A 16,229-nucleotide genomic window follows, 5' to 3' on the forward strand; every position below is an offset into this window, starting at 1 on the left:
ATAATTGATATCCCCAGTCTAGACCGCAACAGCTAAAACACCTGCGAATTGCCATTTTTCACACTACAAACGGAAAAAATGCTGCTTTGGCCCTAAGCGCCGCCCATGCCAAATCCATACCCATGGGTATACGACCAAGACCATTTACCAATAAAGCCCACAGCCACATACCCACAGTAATTTATCTTGCAACATAATCCGCACTGCCCTTTGAGCAATCGCCAGCCACGGTTTGGCTGTTAAGCCGTAAAATAGCGTCTTATCTCTATCACCCTGCAGCCGGTTTTTTATGTCGATTATTTTGTCTACGCTCAACGCCCGTTACACGCACGCCTCGCTGGGGCTGCGCTATTTGCTGGCCAATATGGGTGAGTTGCAAGGCGAGACCGAGATTATGGAATTCGTCATCGGCGGGAAAACCACCGAGTTTGCCGAACGACTGCTGGCGAAAAAGCCCAAAATCATTGGCTTTGGCGTGTATATCTGGAATGTGGAAGAAACCGCACGCCTCGTGGCGCTGCTGAAACGCGTCGCGCCGGAAGTCAAAATCATCTTGGGTGGGCCCGAAGTCTCATATGAAACGGCAGAGCAAGCGATTGTCAAAGATGCTGATTTTGTCATTACCGGCTGGGGCGAGGTGACGCTGCCTGAGCTGTGCCGCCAGATTTTGAATGGCCCGCAGCCGCTGATGAAAATCCACGTTGGCGTGCAGGCCAAGCTCGACGATTTGGCTCTGCCGTATCAGCTCTATACCGACGATGACATTAAAAACCGCACGCTGTATGTCGAAGCATCGAGGGGCTGCCCATTCAAGTGCGAATTTTGCCTATCCGCCTTGGACAAAACTGCGTGGCCGTTTGAGCTGGAGCGTTTTCTAGCCGAGATGGAAACGCTGTATCAGCGCGGAGCGCGGCTGTTCAAATTTGTAGATCGCACCTTTAACCTCAACATTAAAAGCAGTTTGCGGATTATGCAGTTTTTTCTCGACAAGATCGCCGCACATCCTGATGACCCGGTTTTTGCGCATTTTGAAGTCGTCCCCGATCATCTACCCGAAGCGCTACGCGAGAGCATTTTGAAATTCCCTCCCGGCGCGCTGCAGTTTGAAATCGGGATTCAGAGCTTTAATCCGGCAGTGCAAACGCTGGTTAGCCGCAAACAGAATAATGACAAAGCCGCGGACAATATCCGCTGGCTCGTTGAACATAGCCATGCGCACATGCACGTGGATTTAATCGCCGGCTTGCCAGGTGAAACGGTCGAGAGCTTTGGCGCGGGCTTTGATCAGCTGTACGCGCTGCGCCCACATGAGATTCAATTCGGTATTTTAAAGCGCCTGCGCGGTACGCCCATCATTCGGCATACCGATGAATTTGCGCTGAAGTTCGATCCCTTCCCGCCGTATACGATTTTGGCCAATCGCGACATCGACTTCACCACGATGCAGCGTCTGGTACGCTTTGCGCGCTATTGGGATCTGGTTGCCAACTCGGGGCGTTTTGCCAATACCTTACCCGTGATGTTGGGCGATGCACCGTTTGCGCGCTTTATGGCATTCTCGGATTGGATTTACGCCCACACCGACGCCACGCACCGTATTGCTCTGGATCGCTTAGCTAAGCTGGTTTGCATGTGGTTACAGGGCCAGGGTATGAGCAATGAAGACGCTGAAGCGCTGATCAATAGCGACTACGCTGGCAAGCAGCCCAAAGTGTCCGACAAAAAAACCAGCGCACCAGCGCGCCAGCAAATGCATTTGGTGCAATAAGCCATCGTCGCATACGGCGCGCCCTTGATGCCAGAGGGCGAAGGCGCGTCGCTGGTAATATTGCCCTCAACGATGAGGTATTCAGGCCGATAGATCATAGAACGACAATGAAATCGGCCATCCATGCACCCCATCCAACTTCAGCTCAGTACCATCCTGCCGCAATTGACCCGTAACTCGGCCAATGCGGAGAAAAAAGCCGGCAATGGGGCAGGCGAACCCAATATCGGTCAGGATATTTTCTCACGCCTCAATGAGCTTAATGCGCAGTCCATACAAAACCGCAAAAGTGCGGCTCAGGCGCGGATTGCGGAGCTCAAACTGCGGATTGAAAACATGATGCGCTTTGCCAGCATCGGCAAAGGCAACCCGCACATGGTGGTGCAATTAGCCAAAGAGTTGAAGTCACTCGTCGCACAGTATGGTGGTACTGGCGGCAGTATGATGGCGATGCCGACCGCCAGCGGCACAGCGTCAAGCAGCGAGTCGAGTAATGCCAGCGAAGACGCCGCCAGCGCCCAAGCGCAGGCGGATGCCGCTCAGGTGGCCGCGCAAGCCAGCGCACAGGCTGCCACCAGCGAAAAAGGCACGACCGATGCAGAGAGCACGCCCAATGACAAACCCGATGCCCCAGCCCATCAATTCAACATTGGGCAACAGGGCGGTGACGCGGGCGACAAGGCTTTCTTTGCGGAGGTCAAAAAACTGAGCAATATGCTGAAACAAATGCTGGCGATGGAAAACCGTAAACTCAAAACCGAAGCCGAGCAGCACGACTTCAAAGTCGCCAAAAATAGCATCCGCGAGGTGGAAGAAGCCGCCGTCAAAGCCGAGGCCAACGTCGCTGCTGAACACGCCCACGCAGCGCAAGAGGGCGGCGCAATCTACAACGCCAGCGGTGAAGCCAGTGTGAGTAGCGGCGCTTCCATTTCGATCTTTGCCTGATCCGGCACGCGTATTTTGCCGTCAGCCTAGCCTTGGGCTATGCTGGGAAATGACAGCTAATCTGGGATTGAGCAGAAATTTGACTGTCTTTTAGGCTAATCGCCTTCACGATCGGGAAATCCAATTTATGTTCAAAGCCCTTTTTGTCACCACGAGCTTACTGTGTGGACTTGCAGTTCAAACTGCCAGTGCAGCAGCCCCTACAGCAGCGCAAGTCGAACAACAGCGCCAAGAAATTCGCAAGAACACGCAAACTATTCTTGCCGATCTCTATCGGGTCAGCCCCAATGCCAAAAAAGCCATCTCTTCGGCGGCTGGATATGCGGTATTTAGCAATTTCGGCATGAAGATACTTTTTGCCGGCGGCGGCTCAGGCACTGGTCTGGCGGTCAACAATAGTGACCGCAAAGAAACCTTTATGAAAATGCTTGAAGTGCAAGCGGGTCTGGGCTTTGGCGTGAAATCATTTCGTGTGATTTTTGTATTTGAAAATAGCAAAGTGCTCAATGAATTTATCAACTCGGGCTGGAGCTTTAGCGGGCAGGGGACTGCCGCCGCCAAAAATGGCACAACGGGTGTGAGCTATCAGGGCGCGGTTTCGGTGAGCCCGGGCGTGTGGATGTACCAACTCACCGACAAGGGTCTGGCTTTGGAGCTGACGGGTAAAGGCACTAAATACTACAAAAATGATGAGCTTAATTAAGCCTCTTGCCGCTTGCGACAACTAGATGGCACAAGCCCACTGGCCAACGGTGCGCAAAAACACGGCACGGTTGGTCGAGCGGGGAGTATCATTCCACTAGGGTCTGTTGACGTTTGGTTTACAGATCGCGTTTGTGCTGATTTTGACCTGAAACTAGGCGCAAAAACCGTAACATAGTCATTCTATGCAAGGTTTTTGCAACGCAGGGTCAGGTCAAAAGCAGCCAAACCCGGAGGGCTGGGCGATTTTTGCGATGACTCTGTGTTATAGCTCGCTTGCATAGAATGCTATGCTGCGCAATCTACGCCTTGATTCATCGCAAAACCCGCTTCAGCGCGACTGGAAACCAAACGCCAACAGACCCTAAGCCAGACTCACCCTCTGGCTTTTTTAATTTTACCAAGTTATCCGCATGCCCTTTAGCCTAAAAGCCCCTGCCGAGTACGAGCTGATCATCAAAAAAAGTCGTTTTATCGCCTGTGTGCAGCCGATGTGCGACCGCGCGACGGCGCAGCAGATTGTGGCGGGGCTCAAAGCCGCGCACCCGACGGCAGCGCATGTGTGCTGGGCGCTGCTGGCGGGCGGGCAATCGGCGGCGGTCGATGATGGCGAGCCATCGGGCACCGCTGGGCGGCCGATGCTCGATGTATTGCGCCATCAAGAGCTGGAAGGCGTACTGGCAACGGTAGTGCGCTATTTTGGTGGCGTGAAATTAGGGGCGGGTGGTTTGGTGCGCGCCTATACCGACTCGGTCGCGCAGGCGCTGTTACTGGCCGAGAAAATACCACTCCTGAAGATGAGCGCATTGCGCTGTTGCGTACCGTATTCGCTTGAAGGTCATATCCGGCGAGCTTTAGCGAGCTATACCGCGACACAATTAGAAGTCGAACACGGCAGTCAGGTGATTTTTCGCTTCGCCGTCACTGCCGATGTGGCCGACGCGCTAATCGCGCAATTGAATGAATCTTGCCACGGGCAAATCGGCTGGCTCAGTACCGACTAAGCGGCTATTCGGCCTGCCGAAAACGCGCCACAAAATACAGCGTATAGCGCACCGCCACGTAGCAAATCACCGCAGTTGCAATCCCCAGCTCGATGCGCCCCAGCACATCCACCTGATGAATAAGGTCGGCGGGCAGCTTCCATTGCACAAAGATCGCCTCGACTTTGTACAGCGCCGTAGCACCGATCGCCATTGGGAACGTAAACGCTGCATAGCCAGGTGAAAAGGGCAGGCGCAACAAGTGGATAAATGCACCATACACAATCAGCGTCATCGTCATTGCCAAGCCCAGCATTACTATCACAATCAGCGGGCTAGGGTTGATGGCCACATTCAAATAAGCCGCTAAGGTCAAGCTAGCGGGCGCCGCCAAAATCGCGATCGTCGGTTGCGCCCCCTCGGGGATAGTCTGACGGAACATCAGGCGATAAAACATCAGCGGCATCATCACCACATAGCAGGCCAGCGCAAACGCCATACACAGCCAAGCGGGCAGGAAAGTCCAATCGCTAGGCTGGCCCGCCCACGCCACCGCGGCCACCGCAATGCCCACGGGCGGCACAAACCAGCTGGGCACCATATGATGCAGCGAGAAATCACGGCGGCGATAGCGGATAAATTTCACCAAGAAAAACACATGCAGCAAAATCGCCGTCATCCAGATCGCCGTACCAAACGCCGGTAAAAAATAATGCACGCCGTGGCTAAATACCATCAACGCCATGGCAAAGGTGGGTGCCACGCTGCCAATCACCGGATGCTTCAAATCCGCCTTCAGCGTCTCGTAATGCATCGCAAAGCGAATACAGAGCGACAGCAATAACACCCCGACGATCGTCATAGTCAACAGCTCAAAACGCCCACCGAATTTAAATGCGGCATCGATACACATGCCCAAGCCACCAATGCCCAGCGCCAAACCCGCCATCGGCGTAGGTAGATCGCGAAATCGCTGTGAAACATTATTGATGCTGAGTGGGCTCATGGCTCATATCCAAAAAATCAATACATATCCATATTAAATCTATTCATCAGATATGCGGAGGGAATAAATACACATTTCTAGCTGCACGATACTGTGCGCGCTCGCACACACCATGCGCCAAACTCAGCAGCACCGTCAAATATAGCGTCGCGGCCAGGCTGCAATTATTCAATATAATGAAATAATCAATTCAAATAAATGGCTATTCTTTGATTTTTTGATCTTAGGCACAATGCATTCACTCGCCAAGCACGGACGAGCCACTCACTGTAAACCCCAAAGATGAAAGGAATAATCATGACTCGCTTGCATATCCCTAGCACTGAACAAACGCCAGCCGCTTCACTGCCATTGCTCGAAGCCGTCAACAAACAGCTCGGCGTGGTGCCCAATTTGATGAAAGTCGTTGGCAATAGCCCAGCAGCATTGGAAGGTTATCTCAGCCTGAATGGCGCATTGGGCAAAAGCAAAATTGGCGCCCGCACCGGCGAGCGCATTGCATTGGCGATCGCCGAATTTAATCGTTGCGACTATTGCCTGTCGGCGCACACCTATCTGGCCGCGAATGTCGCTCAATTGAGCGCAGCGGAAATTGAAGCCAATCGCCATGGTCAATCTGGCGATGAAAAAGCCAACGCGGCAGTGCGCTTTGCCGTTAATGTGGCGCAGCACCGCGGCCATGTCAGCGACGAAGCCGTCGCCGCAGTCAAAGCCGCAGGATTTGGCGATGCTGAAATAATCGAGATCGTGAGCTATGTCGCGCTGAACACGCTAACCAACTATGTGAATTCAGTCGTGCAAACGACGATTGATTTCCCGCTGGTCACTGCCTACACGGCCTAATCGACCGACCCAAGGGCATAGCAGCCCTTGGGTATAAGCAGCAAATCTTTAGCTATAAATGTCTTTGACGATATACCCATTAGCCAGCGGGCATGTTCAGATAACGGGTTGATAACAAGAATCGTAGGGTGGGTTAGCCCCTTAGGGCGTAACCCACCGTGACGCGACATAAAGAAAAGCAGCGTACCGGTGGGTTACGGCTTAGCCTAACCCACCCTACGAATATCGTTTTTCCTAGTCAAACCAAGTACTGTTCATATCAACACATAATCTGAACATGCCCTAGCCAGCACGAAAGAGATGCAGGATATTTCCCCCGGAGCGATAGGCATCCCATGCTTTCTCATGGAAAAAGTACGCCACGGTATTGACCATCGGCTCGATCAAAGCCAAGGCGCTGGCCATGCCAAAACTGCCGGTGATGAAATACGCCACGCTAAACGCCACACTAAAATGGACGCAGGCAAATGTGATGGTCTTGATCATTTTGGGCACTCCTTGGCACAGCGCCAATTCAAACTATTGATGCACCAATGATAATCATTATCATTTGAAAGGTCGAATTGATTCTCTGTGTTGCCCCGATAGCATTGCGCTATGCTTGCGCTAGCCGCTCGATTGCCGCCAACTACAGGACATAACCATCAAGCGCCACGGCCAACGCGATGTTCAGCCCAATTCTCACCACACACGCGATTACGGCCCGTATGTTTGGCTTCATACAATAATTGATCTGCGCGCTCACACAATTGCGATGCCGACTCTTGCAATCGCTGCTGCGCGACGCCAAAACTGGCGGTGATTTGAAAGTGCTGCGCCCTAAATTGGAAGCTCAGCGCGCGTATCTCCTCCAGCAAGCGCTCGGCAATATGCTGCGCCTGCTCCAGATCGGTGCGCGGCAAAATGATCAAAAATTCCTCACCGCCATAGCGAGCAACCCAATCACTGTCGTCGCGCAGCCCTTGGCGCAAAACCTGCCCCACGGCGCTTAACACCTCATCGCCCGCTTTATGGCCAAATTCATCATTCACGCGTTTGAAAAAAACGATATCGCAAAAAATCAGCGACACTGGCGCTGCGGCTTCATCGGCAAACAGATGCTCAAGCTGATTATTCAAATAATGCCGGTTGTAACAGCCCGTGAGCGGGTCAGTGATCGACAGCTGGCTAATCGAGGCCAAAGCCTCTTCGAGCGCTTCGGTTCTGGCTTTCACCAAAGCATCCAGATGATGAATATGCCGGCTCAACTCGGCCTGTAGCACATCAAACCCCGCCACCACCATATCAATTTCATTCGGAATCACATTATCCCGATGCGATAATTGCAAAGGAACAAGCAGTTTTTCTGCATCCAAATCACGCGCAAAGCTCGCGATCTCTTTTAGCGGCTCGCGCAAATGCCGCCGCAAAATAATCCGCACCAATTGGCAAATCAAGGTCACCAAAATCACATAGCCCAAGCTACTCAGGCCGACATTGATCAGCAGCATGCGATATAAGACGGCGGAATCGGGGTAAACCGCCAAATGCCCGATGATATGATTGCTCGTCCCCGGCTCCAATATGCGAAATGAATGTGCGGGCAAATTGCCAGCGCGTTGGCGCGAGCCATATTCAAAATGCCGACCCGCCAGCAAATCGAGCTGCACAAACCCAATCTCGTCATTCAGATCAACCATGCCACGCAAAGCGGACTGAATGCTGGTCGGCTCAATATCCCAAATGGCGAGCGCCAATTGCGGCACATACACCGTGGCAATCGCATCCAGCGTATCGTGGTATTGGTGCTCGCTCTGGCGATAAATCATATATGCGTGTATCGCACCGACCAAGGTCGCGCACAGCACCGACACCAGCACAATCTGCTGAATAATCAGTCGTGTAATCGATTGAAAACGGGGTAAACGCATAACTATTTGAGCCACGTGTCCAGTGAAAATTGATAGCGCTTGAGCGCAGGATTAAGCGCTTTGCTATACGACTTAAAATCAATATCGGCAAAATGCTGAGAACCATAACGGTCCTGATAATGCTGCGCCATTTGCGGCGTAATCAGGCCAAACATCGGGCGCTCCATTTCCAGCCCTTCGGTAAAATCTTTGCCATGCAAATAATCGTAAATCAGCACCAAACTCCACGCACCTGCCAGCGCATGCCCGCCAGCCAGCGCGCTTAATCGCCCGTTTTGCATCGCCGCCATCGCCGCAGGCGACGAATTAAACGCGCTAAACAGCGCCGTTTTTCCTACTACGCCACCGCGCGCCTCCCAGCTTTGCATCGCGCCAAAAGCCATCAGATCGCTACCGCTCCACACCAGCTTGGCCTGAGGGTAACGCTCGTACAGCCAGCTCGCCTGCTCCATCGCCTTGCTTTGCTGCCAGTTGGCATACACCATCTGATCGAGCACCGCATCAGCGCTTTCGGCGATCGCCTTTTTCATCCCCAAATTGCGCTGCGCCGAGCTGGGGGTAGAGCGATCACCCGCAATCGCCAACACATGCAATTTGCCATCCGCAGCGTAGAGCTTGGCTTTGCGCCCCTGCGCCAACAGCATTTTGCCCGTCAGATAACCCGCATCATGCGCATCGGGCACCAAAGAACCCAACCAATGAGGATATTTGTCGCGCGGAACGCCAGCCAAATAGCGATCATCTGCGCTCAAAATACCGCTAAATGCCATAAAACACTTGATCTTCGTCGTAGAAAAAACCTTGAGCATTTCAGGGCCCAAGCCATGATCATTACTAAAAATCACCACATCAGGCTGCTGTTGAGGGGCACGCGCCGCGACGAGCTTGGCGATTTCAACCATGCGCAAAGGGTCACGCTCGGCGTAGCTGACCTCCAGTTGAAAGCCCAACTGCCGCGCCGCCGCCTGCATCGCCGAGCTGGCCGTTTGCCAATACAGCTCATCGTGCTTGCCCGGATTAATAAACAAAATATTGCTCGCCCACAGCGGCGGCGACATCAGCAAAGCACAGATCAAGCTCAATAAATACGACCATCGCTTCATCGCAAAAACCTTCACGCCATGAATGGCAGCTAAAGCATTGATTAATCGGCTCATATTATCATGGCATATCAACGCTTGATGCACAGTCTAGGCTAGGGAAACTATTTAGCCCGACGATGGGGCGGGGTAATTTCAAGCCCAAATTCGAGGCCAAATAGTCAAAGTTTATTGCACGCTCGATCATCGTGGTATTTGCCTGCTGGCGCATTTGCCAGTGTGGTATTGGCCTGCTGCGCAGGCGATAAACCGGCGGTTTCGCCCGCCTAACGAGCAAGGCGTGACGAAGCTTGGCAACTTGTTGCCTTAGCGCAGGCCGTGGCCTTAGGCCAGTCAGTCTTGCCTTGCTCCTGATGACCCCAACGCGCCCGATCGACGCGAAACCCCGTCCGTCCGGCAATTGGCAAGGCGCCGCAAAACTCGCTATGCGAGCTTGGTTTTATGCGGCTAAGCCGCGACGTTTTGATGCGCGTTCCGCCGCGCAGACAGGTCGGGGGCTTTGCTTCTCCAAAGCCCCCAACACCCCAAAGGAGCCCCCCGCCTGCGGCCCTCCGGGCTACTAGCCTTAGGCCACGGTCTACGCTAAGGCAACAAGTTGCCAAGCTTCGCCACGCCTCAGTCGGTCGCGAGCCAAACGATAAAACAGTTTGTCTCCCTCCACTCCCTCGGCGAGGGGCGACAGGGGATTAAAGCCCCAGACCGCAGAGTGCGGACTTAATATGCACGGGGTATATCAAGCAAGATCAATCAAATATTTAACTTCAGAGCAACACCACGGCAGGTATATGCCTCGATGGTCGGTTTGGGGCTTGAATTCCCGTGTAGCGAAAACCGAGGTGAGGAGCGAGACAAACTGTTTTATCGTTTGGCTCGCGACGAGGTGAGGGCTGCGCGGAGCGCTTTTCGCCCGGGTCGCCTTCTCTTGCTTACTTCTCTTGGCGAGCCATATATATAATAAGTACATAAAATTTACTACTTGGTGGCAACAATGGCAATTGCTTATTCATATATTCGTTTTTCTGACTCACGACAAATTCAAGGAGCTTCACTTGAACGCCAGACTGAGCAAGCACGCCGATGGTGCGCTGAAAATGGAGTTGAGCTATGCCCTGATAGTTTCCGTGACTTGGGGGTTTCAGGGTTTGATGCCTCCAATCTTCGTGCGAGTTTAGGGGCATTCTTGGATGCGGTTTTTGATGGAAAAATCAAATCTGGAAGTTATCTATTAATTGAAAACTTTGATCGTTTAAGTAGAGCTGAACCTTTAGAAGCGTTGGAATTACTGAAAAAAATTATTGATGCAGGCATTCTTGTTGTAACTTTAATTGATAGACGCATATTCACGCGGGAGTCATTAAGCGAAATTACTCCATTGCTTGTTAGTCTTATAAGTATGGCTCGGGCACATGAAGAAAGTGTGGTTAAGTCTAAGCGCATCCGTGATGCGTGGAATCGGCGTCGAGATGCAGCTTTAATTTCAGATAGACCAGAACCTATTTTTGGCAAAACACCTGCATGGGTAACTAAAGTTGATACAAAATTTGAGCTTGTTCCAGAATTTGCTGAAACGATATGCAAAATTTTTGAGCATTCCGCGGCGGGATTGGGATCACTTGCAATATCACACAAGGCCAATGAAGAGAATTGGGCATACCCTAAAAGACCTTTTACTGATGCTCAGATTTACAGAATTTTGACTAGTCGATCTGTTCTTGGGGAGTTTGCCCCAAGACTATCTGATAAAACTTCAAAATCCAAAAAGGTTAGCTCTGGACTAGTTATCCATAATTACTACCCATCCGTAATTTCAGAGGCACTATTCAATCAATCACGGCATGCTGTGGAAATTCGTAGTACTGGCCGCCGTCGAGATGCTGGGTTTTACAATGTGCTTGCACACCTACTGCAGTGCTCATGTGGTGCTTCAATTACACGAAGGAAAGGATCTCATCGTCAGACGTTGAAAAACTATGCATCATATGAATGTAGAAGTCGGCGTCAGAAGATCACGACCTGTAAGTCTTTGAACCATGCGTATATTGAGCAAAAGCTGGTCTGGCTACTGCTTTCGATTAACATTCAGCAGATGAATCTACCTGAAATCAAAAGAATTGAAGCTGAGATTCGAGAACATGAAGGTGCGTTACTTACAGGAAATGATTCTCTAAAAATACTTGAAGCGGTATTTTTAGAGACCACGAATGCTGGAATAAAACCTCCAAATGCACTAGTTGCTCAATTGGCTGCGCTAGAAAAAAAGGTTCTTGATGCGGAAGAAAAGCTACTCACATTAAAAATGGAAGTCCAAAAACTCCAGAGCGTTAAAGGTAGTATTTTAACAAGCGGTGAAAGCTATTCAGACGTAAGAAATAGAACCCATGAGTATTTAGCGAAATTGTACGATCCTACGGAAGGTGATTATAGGGCAAAACTTAATTTAGAATTTCGTACGCTGATTGACAAAATTATCATTAATGGGAATGAAAAAACGGCTCAAGTAATCTTAAAACGTAACCCAAACATGAAGAAACAAATAATCCTAAATCTAGAAAAAGGCAGGCATCGCCAGCCTATACTTAATTATCAGCTAGATGGCACAATTAAATTACAATATTCAGTAATGACGTTTGATGATCCCGTCTATGGAGTTCGCTCTTTAATGGATATTGTTTGACGCAACGAACATCCCCCCTGTTTGAGGGGGGATGCCGATAGATAAAATCTATAAAAATCAAAATCAAACGATCACATAGATATGCTAAGAGAATCTACTGTCCTAATATTGTATAGCCAAGATTTTTATTAATTCATAATGCTTGAGCAAATTTATTTTTAGATAACCATATATTATGAATTCTCACCCGAGCCTAATCAATTCTATAGTATATTATACCCCCGCAGTGCTCATGCCTAATGCCACCAACGTTGGCAACCTGTAAGTACAGTCTAAGTGTTTGAAGTGGCACACGGCAAACACGGGGTTTTACGAGAAAAAGTTTTCGAGTAAAACCAATACAAAACCGCATCCAAGAAAAAAATAAGGGGTGAGGTCTATTGAATTAAGGTGAGAAATAAATAAGGCTTTAACTTAATATATATTTTTTCTATAAAAAAAGCCGTGTAATCAGTGTAAGTGATATTTAACGAGGGTTGCACCCGTGTAAGTGCTGTATCTAACAGTGTGAAAACTGTGTGATGGGCTGATAGCTTAAACAACCATCTCTTCATTAAAAAAGACATGCTTTCGTTGGTTAAATGCCCGTACATAAAATATCAGTTACATTATTAACCTTGGTTGCCAATCGCTAGTCAGTCCGTTGATTTGTAGAATAGTATATTACATCATGTTGCATGATTAAATACATTAAATGAAACCATTGAGAACATTAGATTTAATTTATGTGCCAATAACTACGCCTGTTAGTGCTGCAAAAATTGGAATCCACCAGCGCCTATCGGCACGATGCGACATAGCTTGGGTTTACAACTTAATTGCAATTTCAATAAGTGCAGTTACTTGTTCAGATGCTCGGGGATAGATCTTACAACTTAGTTGCTATGAGCCGTTATCATCAATTGCATCTAAAATAACCTTAGCAATGCCGTTATCCTTTATGGCATCTACATAATGTTTAACCTTTGCCATTTCAGCTGCATTAGTTATTTTTATACTTTCGTGTAATCCAAGTGATTGAATCCGATCGCTAGCCCGACCTTCACTTAATTTCATAAGTAGTGCACACAAAGCGTAAGATAGGTATATATTTTCTTTAAACCGCTCGTTTCCGACAGTAAATAGGAATGCAGCATGCTCAAATGCATCACAATTATCATGCTCCATTGCACGTATTAAATAGGTTATTGATTTTTCGGTATCCGCTTTATCTTTATATGCATTGTAATGAATATGTGAAATGTCATGCCCACAACCACAACCATATAATACACTTAAATAATATTCTGCTTCTCCATCTTGGGCTGATGTAGCTCGCAGTAACCACTCCTCTGCTAAATCAAAATCAATGCAGGAAAATATTTCAAGTAAAAATATTATACCGAGCGTAAGTTGGGCATGAGGATTGCCTTCTTTAGCAGAGTCTCCCACCCAATGAGCAAGAATATCATTAGCTGGCCTTTCGTTATAATATTTAGTAAAATGTTCACGGCTAATATCTAATTCCACAGCAGCTGGAATATGTCCCCATAATGCGGCATTCAAAAAATACCTAGAAGCTAAACCACGATCATAATGTTCATATGCTTTGTTATTGAAAATTAGTCCCAAGTAGTGATTTGACAAACAAATTAAATTTGTATCATTGGACAACCTAGAGCGTTTGAAGTGATACACAGCGTCGTTTAGATAATTATCTATATAGTATACTTCGCCTAGGATCCCATCCGCTTTTAAATTTCCGCGAGTAGTCAGCTTGTTTAGTTTTTTAATTGCAGTTATTTTATCTCCATTTTCAAGAAGACAAATGCAATTCTCTATATCATCAGAGCTATATCTACGACTAAAAAATTTTGAATAAATGTAACTCAACATTTAAATCTAATCCAAGTAATTTATTTTCTTAAAAAATTTAAAATATAAAAATAATTATTATTTCAGGTCGCCTCTTGACTTCTATTGTCTTAAAGTGGGCTAAATGGCGCTACTTTGAATAGTGCTAATTCTAATATATCTAATGCATGAGTGATAGGCTATAAGTTACAACTACAGCAGCACTATTCTGGCAATCGAGTAGTTTCAAGTCTTAGTTAAGTAATTCAATATTGGCAAGTTTGAAACCTCTAGGAGCTTTACCAGATATACGTTTTTGATAAGGAGATATAAAGAGTGTTGCCAATTTTTCACCGTTAGGGTGTGATATTTCATAAGCATCTACAGGATGGGGGGATGCATCAGAGCCAAATGAACCAACGCGTTCATAAACAATCTTGGTTCCGTCAGGTGTACGAAGGCAACCTAGATATGCAGTACTACCAAAAATTGTCTTGCAAGGAATCGGATTAGAAGGTGTTACGCCAAATTCGCCTTGACCGTTTGGCAGCTCATCAGCATCAACCCCATCCTCGCACATAAGGCTCATTGCTTCGAATAGCTCTTTTTGCTGCTGAAATACGGGGTCTTCATTTAGTGCATCCCATGCTGTTTTTGGTTTCTTACGGAAGATATCGAACAAACCCATACAACATCCTTTAGTCAGTTAATTTCAAATATACTTACACAGGTTTATCTTTTTATTTGTCATGCCTGACCTACTCTCTAGGGTCAAGCTAGATAAAAACAGCAAGCATGGATGATTAGTTTACACCGATGTGTTAAATGCTAACACCAACCTTCGCTTACCAGTGGCGAAATTGGTAAGAGAGCTAAGTACATTTCATTTACTTAGCTCAAACTTGAACAAGAATTCAAAATAAGTTTCGCGATATCAAATCGCGTTGAGTCTGATCCAATAATTTTTGCTTAAAAATAGCTAGCATGGATGTGCGAATTTCTAGAATTAAAATGGAATTGCGCATGGATCCAGCTGCATCAAATTGACACGCCTTCGCCTCCTGTCGCAATAATTACTTCCATTGCTCCATGCATCACCTTTGATGATTCGGTTGGTGCTTTCGGTAAATTCAGCGCCACTTTCTTTAAAATATGCCGCAATTCTTGACCAAAACTCTTTCTGCGAGACTGGGCTATTTCCGTTTGCTTTGCACCAACCGATGTAAGATCTATCAAATTTCTGATTAGCTTCATAGTGCCCTTCATCGTTCAAGAATTTTTCATCGCACTTGTAGAAGCCTTGCTTCCATTCATACCTCATAGGTGATCGCATACTAACAATTAACCCTGTGTCTTTAATCCATGATCTGACACTGTCTGTGCTAGTTTTTGCTTCCTCAATAGCATCATGAACTGCTTTAGGTACGATGAATTGCCCTCTCTTGATTAACTGAATCAGGCCTTCAATTGCCCAATTCAATACTACATTCAGCTCGTTTGTAATAATATTTTTTGCTAACAATGGATCTGGTTTTTCAATTTTGGCATTGAAAGGGATGATCTGTTGCCTTCTCCAAAATCCATTCGACTGATCCTTCACCTTTGGGAAATGGTTCGCGCAAACAATGAATTTTCGATGCGATGCATACGAAACTGGATCTTTATACAAAATCTTTACCTCTACAACACCACCTGATATGAGCATTTTCAATTTTTGTTCATTAATGCCACTTTTTGGAACTTCGTCCGAGAAGCACAAACTTGCACCGATGACATTTGGTAAATGCTGCGGATCCAATCTATCCAATTCGAGTGCACATGTTTTTTGGTGTAACTGGCAAACAATATCGAGTAGTGTTGACTTGCCATTTTTTCCTGATCCTAACCAAAGCTGCATAACTTGATAATTGAGCTTGCTTTGTAAGGAATAGCCGATGTACTCCTGCACCAACTGCCTGATCTCAGTATCAGGTAAAATCTGCTCGATGAACTTCTGAAATTTACTACCTTCAAAGTTACGCTTCTCATCGAAGTCGCAATTAATCGCATAAGTCATTGCACGGTTTTTGTCTGGTGGCATTAGGGATTTAACGCCCATTGCATCGCCTTCGCAGCCAACAGCAATATATTGAGTCTCAGTTGGGATGCATGCGTCCGTTATTTGAGATATCGGTAGCTTTGGTAGGAATGCCCTTAATAGGGCTGTACATGCTCGTGCTTTATTTGCCGTAGCTTTATCTCGAAAATTTTCAATTAAGAAGTTCAATGCTGCATTTTCAAGATTGAGTTGAGTTTGAGCCTGATAATGGCTTCCTGTCCATTTATATACGACTCCACCTGTAGTGTAATACTCGCTCTCCTTTAGCGTTTTAGCAAACTGCAAGTCAATTGATTCTCTGGTAACTTTATTTTTCATAATATATATCTCCTTGTGGTTTAATTATTGTTCGATATTCATTTAAATT

The 16,229-nt window shown here is 47.6% G+C and carries 13 protein-coding genes; 6 read left to right on the forward strand and 7 right to left on the reverse strand.

The annotated features are described in order from the left end of the window. The first annotated feature begins 289 nt into the window (after positions 1 to 289). The 4 genes from HQ393_RS13295 to HQ393_RS13310 all read left to right on the forward strand — a co-directional run bounded on the left by HQ393_RS13295 (position 290) and on the right by HQ393_RS13310 (position 4,419). On the forward strand, positions 290 to 1,768 hold the full coding sequence (locus tag HQ393_RS13295; protein ID WP_179355640.1) for a B12-binding domain-containing radical SAM protein: 1,479 nt from the start codon (positions 290 to 292) through the stop codon (positions 1,766 to 1,768). A gap of 123 nt (positions 1,769 to 1,891) precedes the next feature. Continuing rightward, positions 1,892 to 2,713: a hypothetical protein gene (locus HQ393_RS13300; protein WP_179355641.1), complete on the forward strand. Its 822-nt coding sequence runs from the start codon at positions 1,892 to 1,894 to the stop codon at positions 2,711 to 2,713. Positions 2,714 to 2,840: 127 nt separating this feature from the next. Beyond that, entirely contained in the window at positions 2,841 to 3,416 is a 576-nt protein-coding gene (locus tag HQ393_RS13305; RefSeq protein WP_218871171.1) for a lipid-binding SYLF domain-containing protein, read from the forward strand. Positions 3,417 to 3,828: 412 nt separating this feature from the next. Then, the gene (locus HQ393_RS13310; RefSeq protein ID WP_179355642.1) at positions 3,829 to 4,419 is read left to right on the forward strand and encodes an IMPACT family protein; all 591 of its coding nucleotides are present in this window, start codon (positions 3,829 to 3,831) and stop codon (positions 4,417 to 4,419) included. Between the two features lie 4 nt (positions 4,420 to 4,423). On the opposite strand, the gene HQ393_RS13315 is transcribed toward HQ393_RS13310, so the two are convergent. Beyond that, positions 4,424 to 5,404 (reverse strand): TDT family transporter, encoded by a 981-nt coding sequence (locus HQ393_RS13315; RefSeq protein WP_179355643.1) that lies wholly within the window; start codon positions 5,402 to 5,404, stop codon positions 4,424 to 4,426. A 297-nt stretch (positions 5,405 to 5,701) separates the two neighbouring features. Here HQ393_RS13315 and HQ393_RS13320 point away from each other — a divergent pair, with 297 nt between their 5' ends. Continuing rightward, positions 5,702 to 6,247 (forward strand): carboxymuconolactone decarboxylase family protein, encoded by a 546-nt coding sequence (locus tag HQ393_RS13320; protein WP_179355644.1) that lies wholly within the window; start codon positions 5,702 to 5,704, stop codon positions 6,245 to 6,247. A 282-nt stretch (positions 6,248 to 6,529) separates the two neighbouring features. Here HQ393_RS13320 and HQ393_RS13325 read toward each other — a convergent pair whose 3' ends face one another. The 3 genes from HQ393_RS13325 to HQ393_RS13335 form a co-directional block, all read right to left on the reverse strand. Then, the gene (locus HQ393_RS13325) at positions 6,530 to 6,733 is read right to left on the reverse strand and encodes a DUF2061 domain-containing protein (protein ID WP_179355645.1); all 204 of its coding nucleotides are present in this window, start codon (positions 6,731 to 6,733) and stop codon (positions 6,530 to 6,532) included. A gap of 158 nt (positions 6,734 to 6,891) precedes the next feature. Then, positions 6,892 to 8,157, reverse strand: coding sequence for a GGDEF domain-containing protein (locus HQ393_RS13330; RefSeq protein ID WP_179355646.1), 1,266 nt, complete (start codon positions 8,155 to 8,157; stop codon positions 6,892 to 6,894). A gap of 2 nt (positions 8,158 to 8,159) precedes the next feature. After that, positions 8,160 to 9,314, reverse strand: coding sequence for an ABC transporter substrate-binding protein (locus HQ393_RS13335; RefSeq protein ID WP_218871174.1), 1,155 nt, complete (start codon positions 9,312 to 9,314; stop codon positions 8,160 to 8,162). A 931-nt stretch (positions 9,315 to 10,245) separates the two neighbouring features. Here HQ393_RS13335 and HQ393_RS13340 point away from each other — a divergent pair. Then, positions 10,246 to 11,931 (forward strand): recombinase family protein, encoded by a 1,686-nt coding sequence (locus HQ393_RS13340; RefSeq protein WP_179354930.1) that lies wholly within the window; start codon positions 10,246 to 10,248, stop codon positions 11,929 to 11,931. Positions 11,932 to 12,813: 882 nt separating this feature from the next. Here HQ393_RS13340 and HQ393_RS13345 read toward each other — a convergent pair. The 3 genes from HQ393_RS13345 to HQ393_RS13355 all read right to left on the reverse strand — a co-directional run bounded on the left by HQ393_RS13345 (position 12,814) and on the right by HQ393_RS13355 (position 16,180). After that, positions 12,814 to 13,806 (reverse strand): SEL1-like repeat protein, encoded by a 993-nt coding sequence (locus tag HQ393_RS13345; protein ID WP_179354931.1) that lies wholly within the window; start codon positions 13,804 to 13,806, stop codon positions 12,814 to 12,816. Positions 13,807 to 14,017: 211 nt separating this feature from the next. Continuing rightward, a complete protein-coding gene (locus HQ393_RS13350; protein WP_179354932.1) occupies positions 14,018 to 14,452 on the reverse strand; it encodes a hypothetical protein in 435 nt (144 codons plus the stop codon). Between the two features lie 318 nt (positions 14,453 to 14,770). Then, positions 14,771 to 16,180 (reverse strand): DNA primase family protein, encoded by a 1,410-nt coding sequence (locus HQ393_RS13355; RefSeq protein WP_179354933.1) that lies wholly within the window; start codon positions 16,178 to 16,180, stop codon positions 14,771 to 14,773. Positions 16,181 to 16,229 lie beyond the last annotated feature (49 nt).

The organism is Chitinibacter bivalviorum, assembly GCF_013403565.1.
Taxonomy (GTDB): Bacteria; Pseudomonadota; Gammaproteobacteria; order Burkholderiales; family Chitinibacteraceae; genus Chitinibacter; species Chitinibacter bivalviorum.

What these genes read in the sequence shown, in the direction of transcription:
- HQ393_RS13295 (WP_179355640.1), top strand. Translation starts at nt 290, where the DNA reads ATGTCGATTATTTTGTCTACGCTCAACGCCCGTTACACGCACGCCTCG.
- HQ393_RS13300 (WP_179355641.1), top strand. Translation starts at nt 1,892, where the DNA reads ATGCACCCCATCCAACTTCAGCTCAGTACCATCCTGCCGCAATTGACC.
- HQ393_RS13305 (WP_218871171.1), top strand. Translation starts at nt 2,841, where the DNA reads ATGTTCAAAGCCCTTTTTGTCACCACGAGCTTACTGTGTGGACTTGCA.
- HQ393_RS13310 (WP_179355642.1), top strand. Translation starts at nt 3,829, where the DNA reads ATGCCCTTTAGCCTAAAAGCCCCTGCCGAGTACGAGCTGATCATCAAA.
- HQ393_RS13315 (WP_179355643.1), bottom strand. Translation starts at nt 5,404, where the DNA reads ATGAGCCCACTCAGCATCAATAATGTTTCACAGCGATTTCGCGATCTA.
- HQ393_RS13320 (WP_179355644.1), top strand. Translation starts at nt 5,702, where the DNA reads ATGACTCGCTTGCATATCCCTAGCACTGAACAAACGCCAGCCGCTTCA.
- HQ393_RS13325 (WP_179355645.1), bottom strand. Translation starts at nt 6,733, where the DNA reads ATGATCAAGACCATCACATTTGCCTGCGTCCATTTTAGTGTGGCGTTT.
- HQ393_RS13330 (WP_179355646.1), bottom strand. Translation starts at nt 8,157, where the DNA reads ATGCGTTTACCCCGTTTTCAATCGATTACACGACTGATTATTCAGCAG.
- HQ393_RS13335 (WP_218871174.1), bottom strand. Translation starts at nt 9,314, where the DNA reads ATGAGCCGATTAATCAATGCTTTAGCTGCCATTCATGGCGTGAAGGTT.
- HQ393_RS13340 (WP_179354930.1), top strand. Translation starts at nt 10,246, where the DNA reads ATGGCAATTGCTTATTCATATATTCGTTTTTCTGACTCACGACAAATT.
- HQ393_RS13345 (WP_179354931.1), bottom strand. Translation starts at nt 13,806, where the DNA reads ATGTTGAGTTACATTTATTCAAAATTTTTTAGTCGTAGATATAGCTCT.
- HQ393_RS13350 (WP_179354932.1), bottom strand. Translation starts at nt 14,452, where the DNA reads ATGGGTTTGTTCGATATCTTCCGTAAGAAACCAAAAACAGCATGGGAT.
- HQ393_RS13355 (WP_179354933.1), bottom strand. Translation starts at nt 16,180, where the DNA reads ATGAAAAATAAAGTTACCAGAGAATCAATTGACTTGCAGTTTGCTAAA.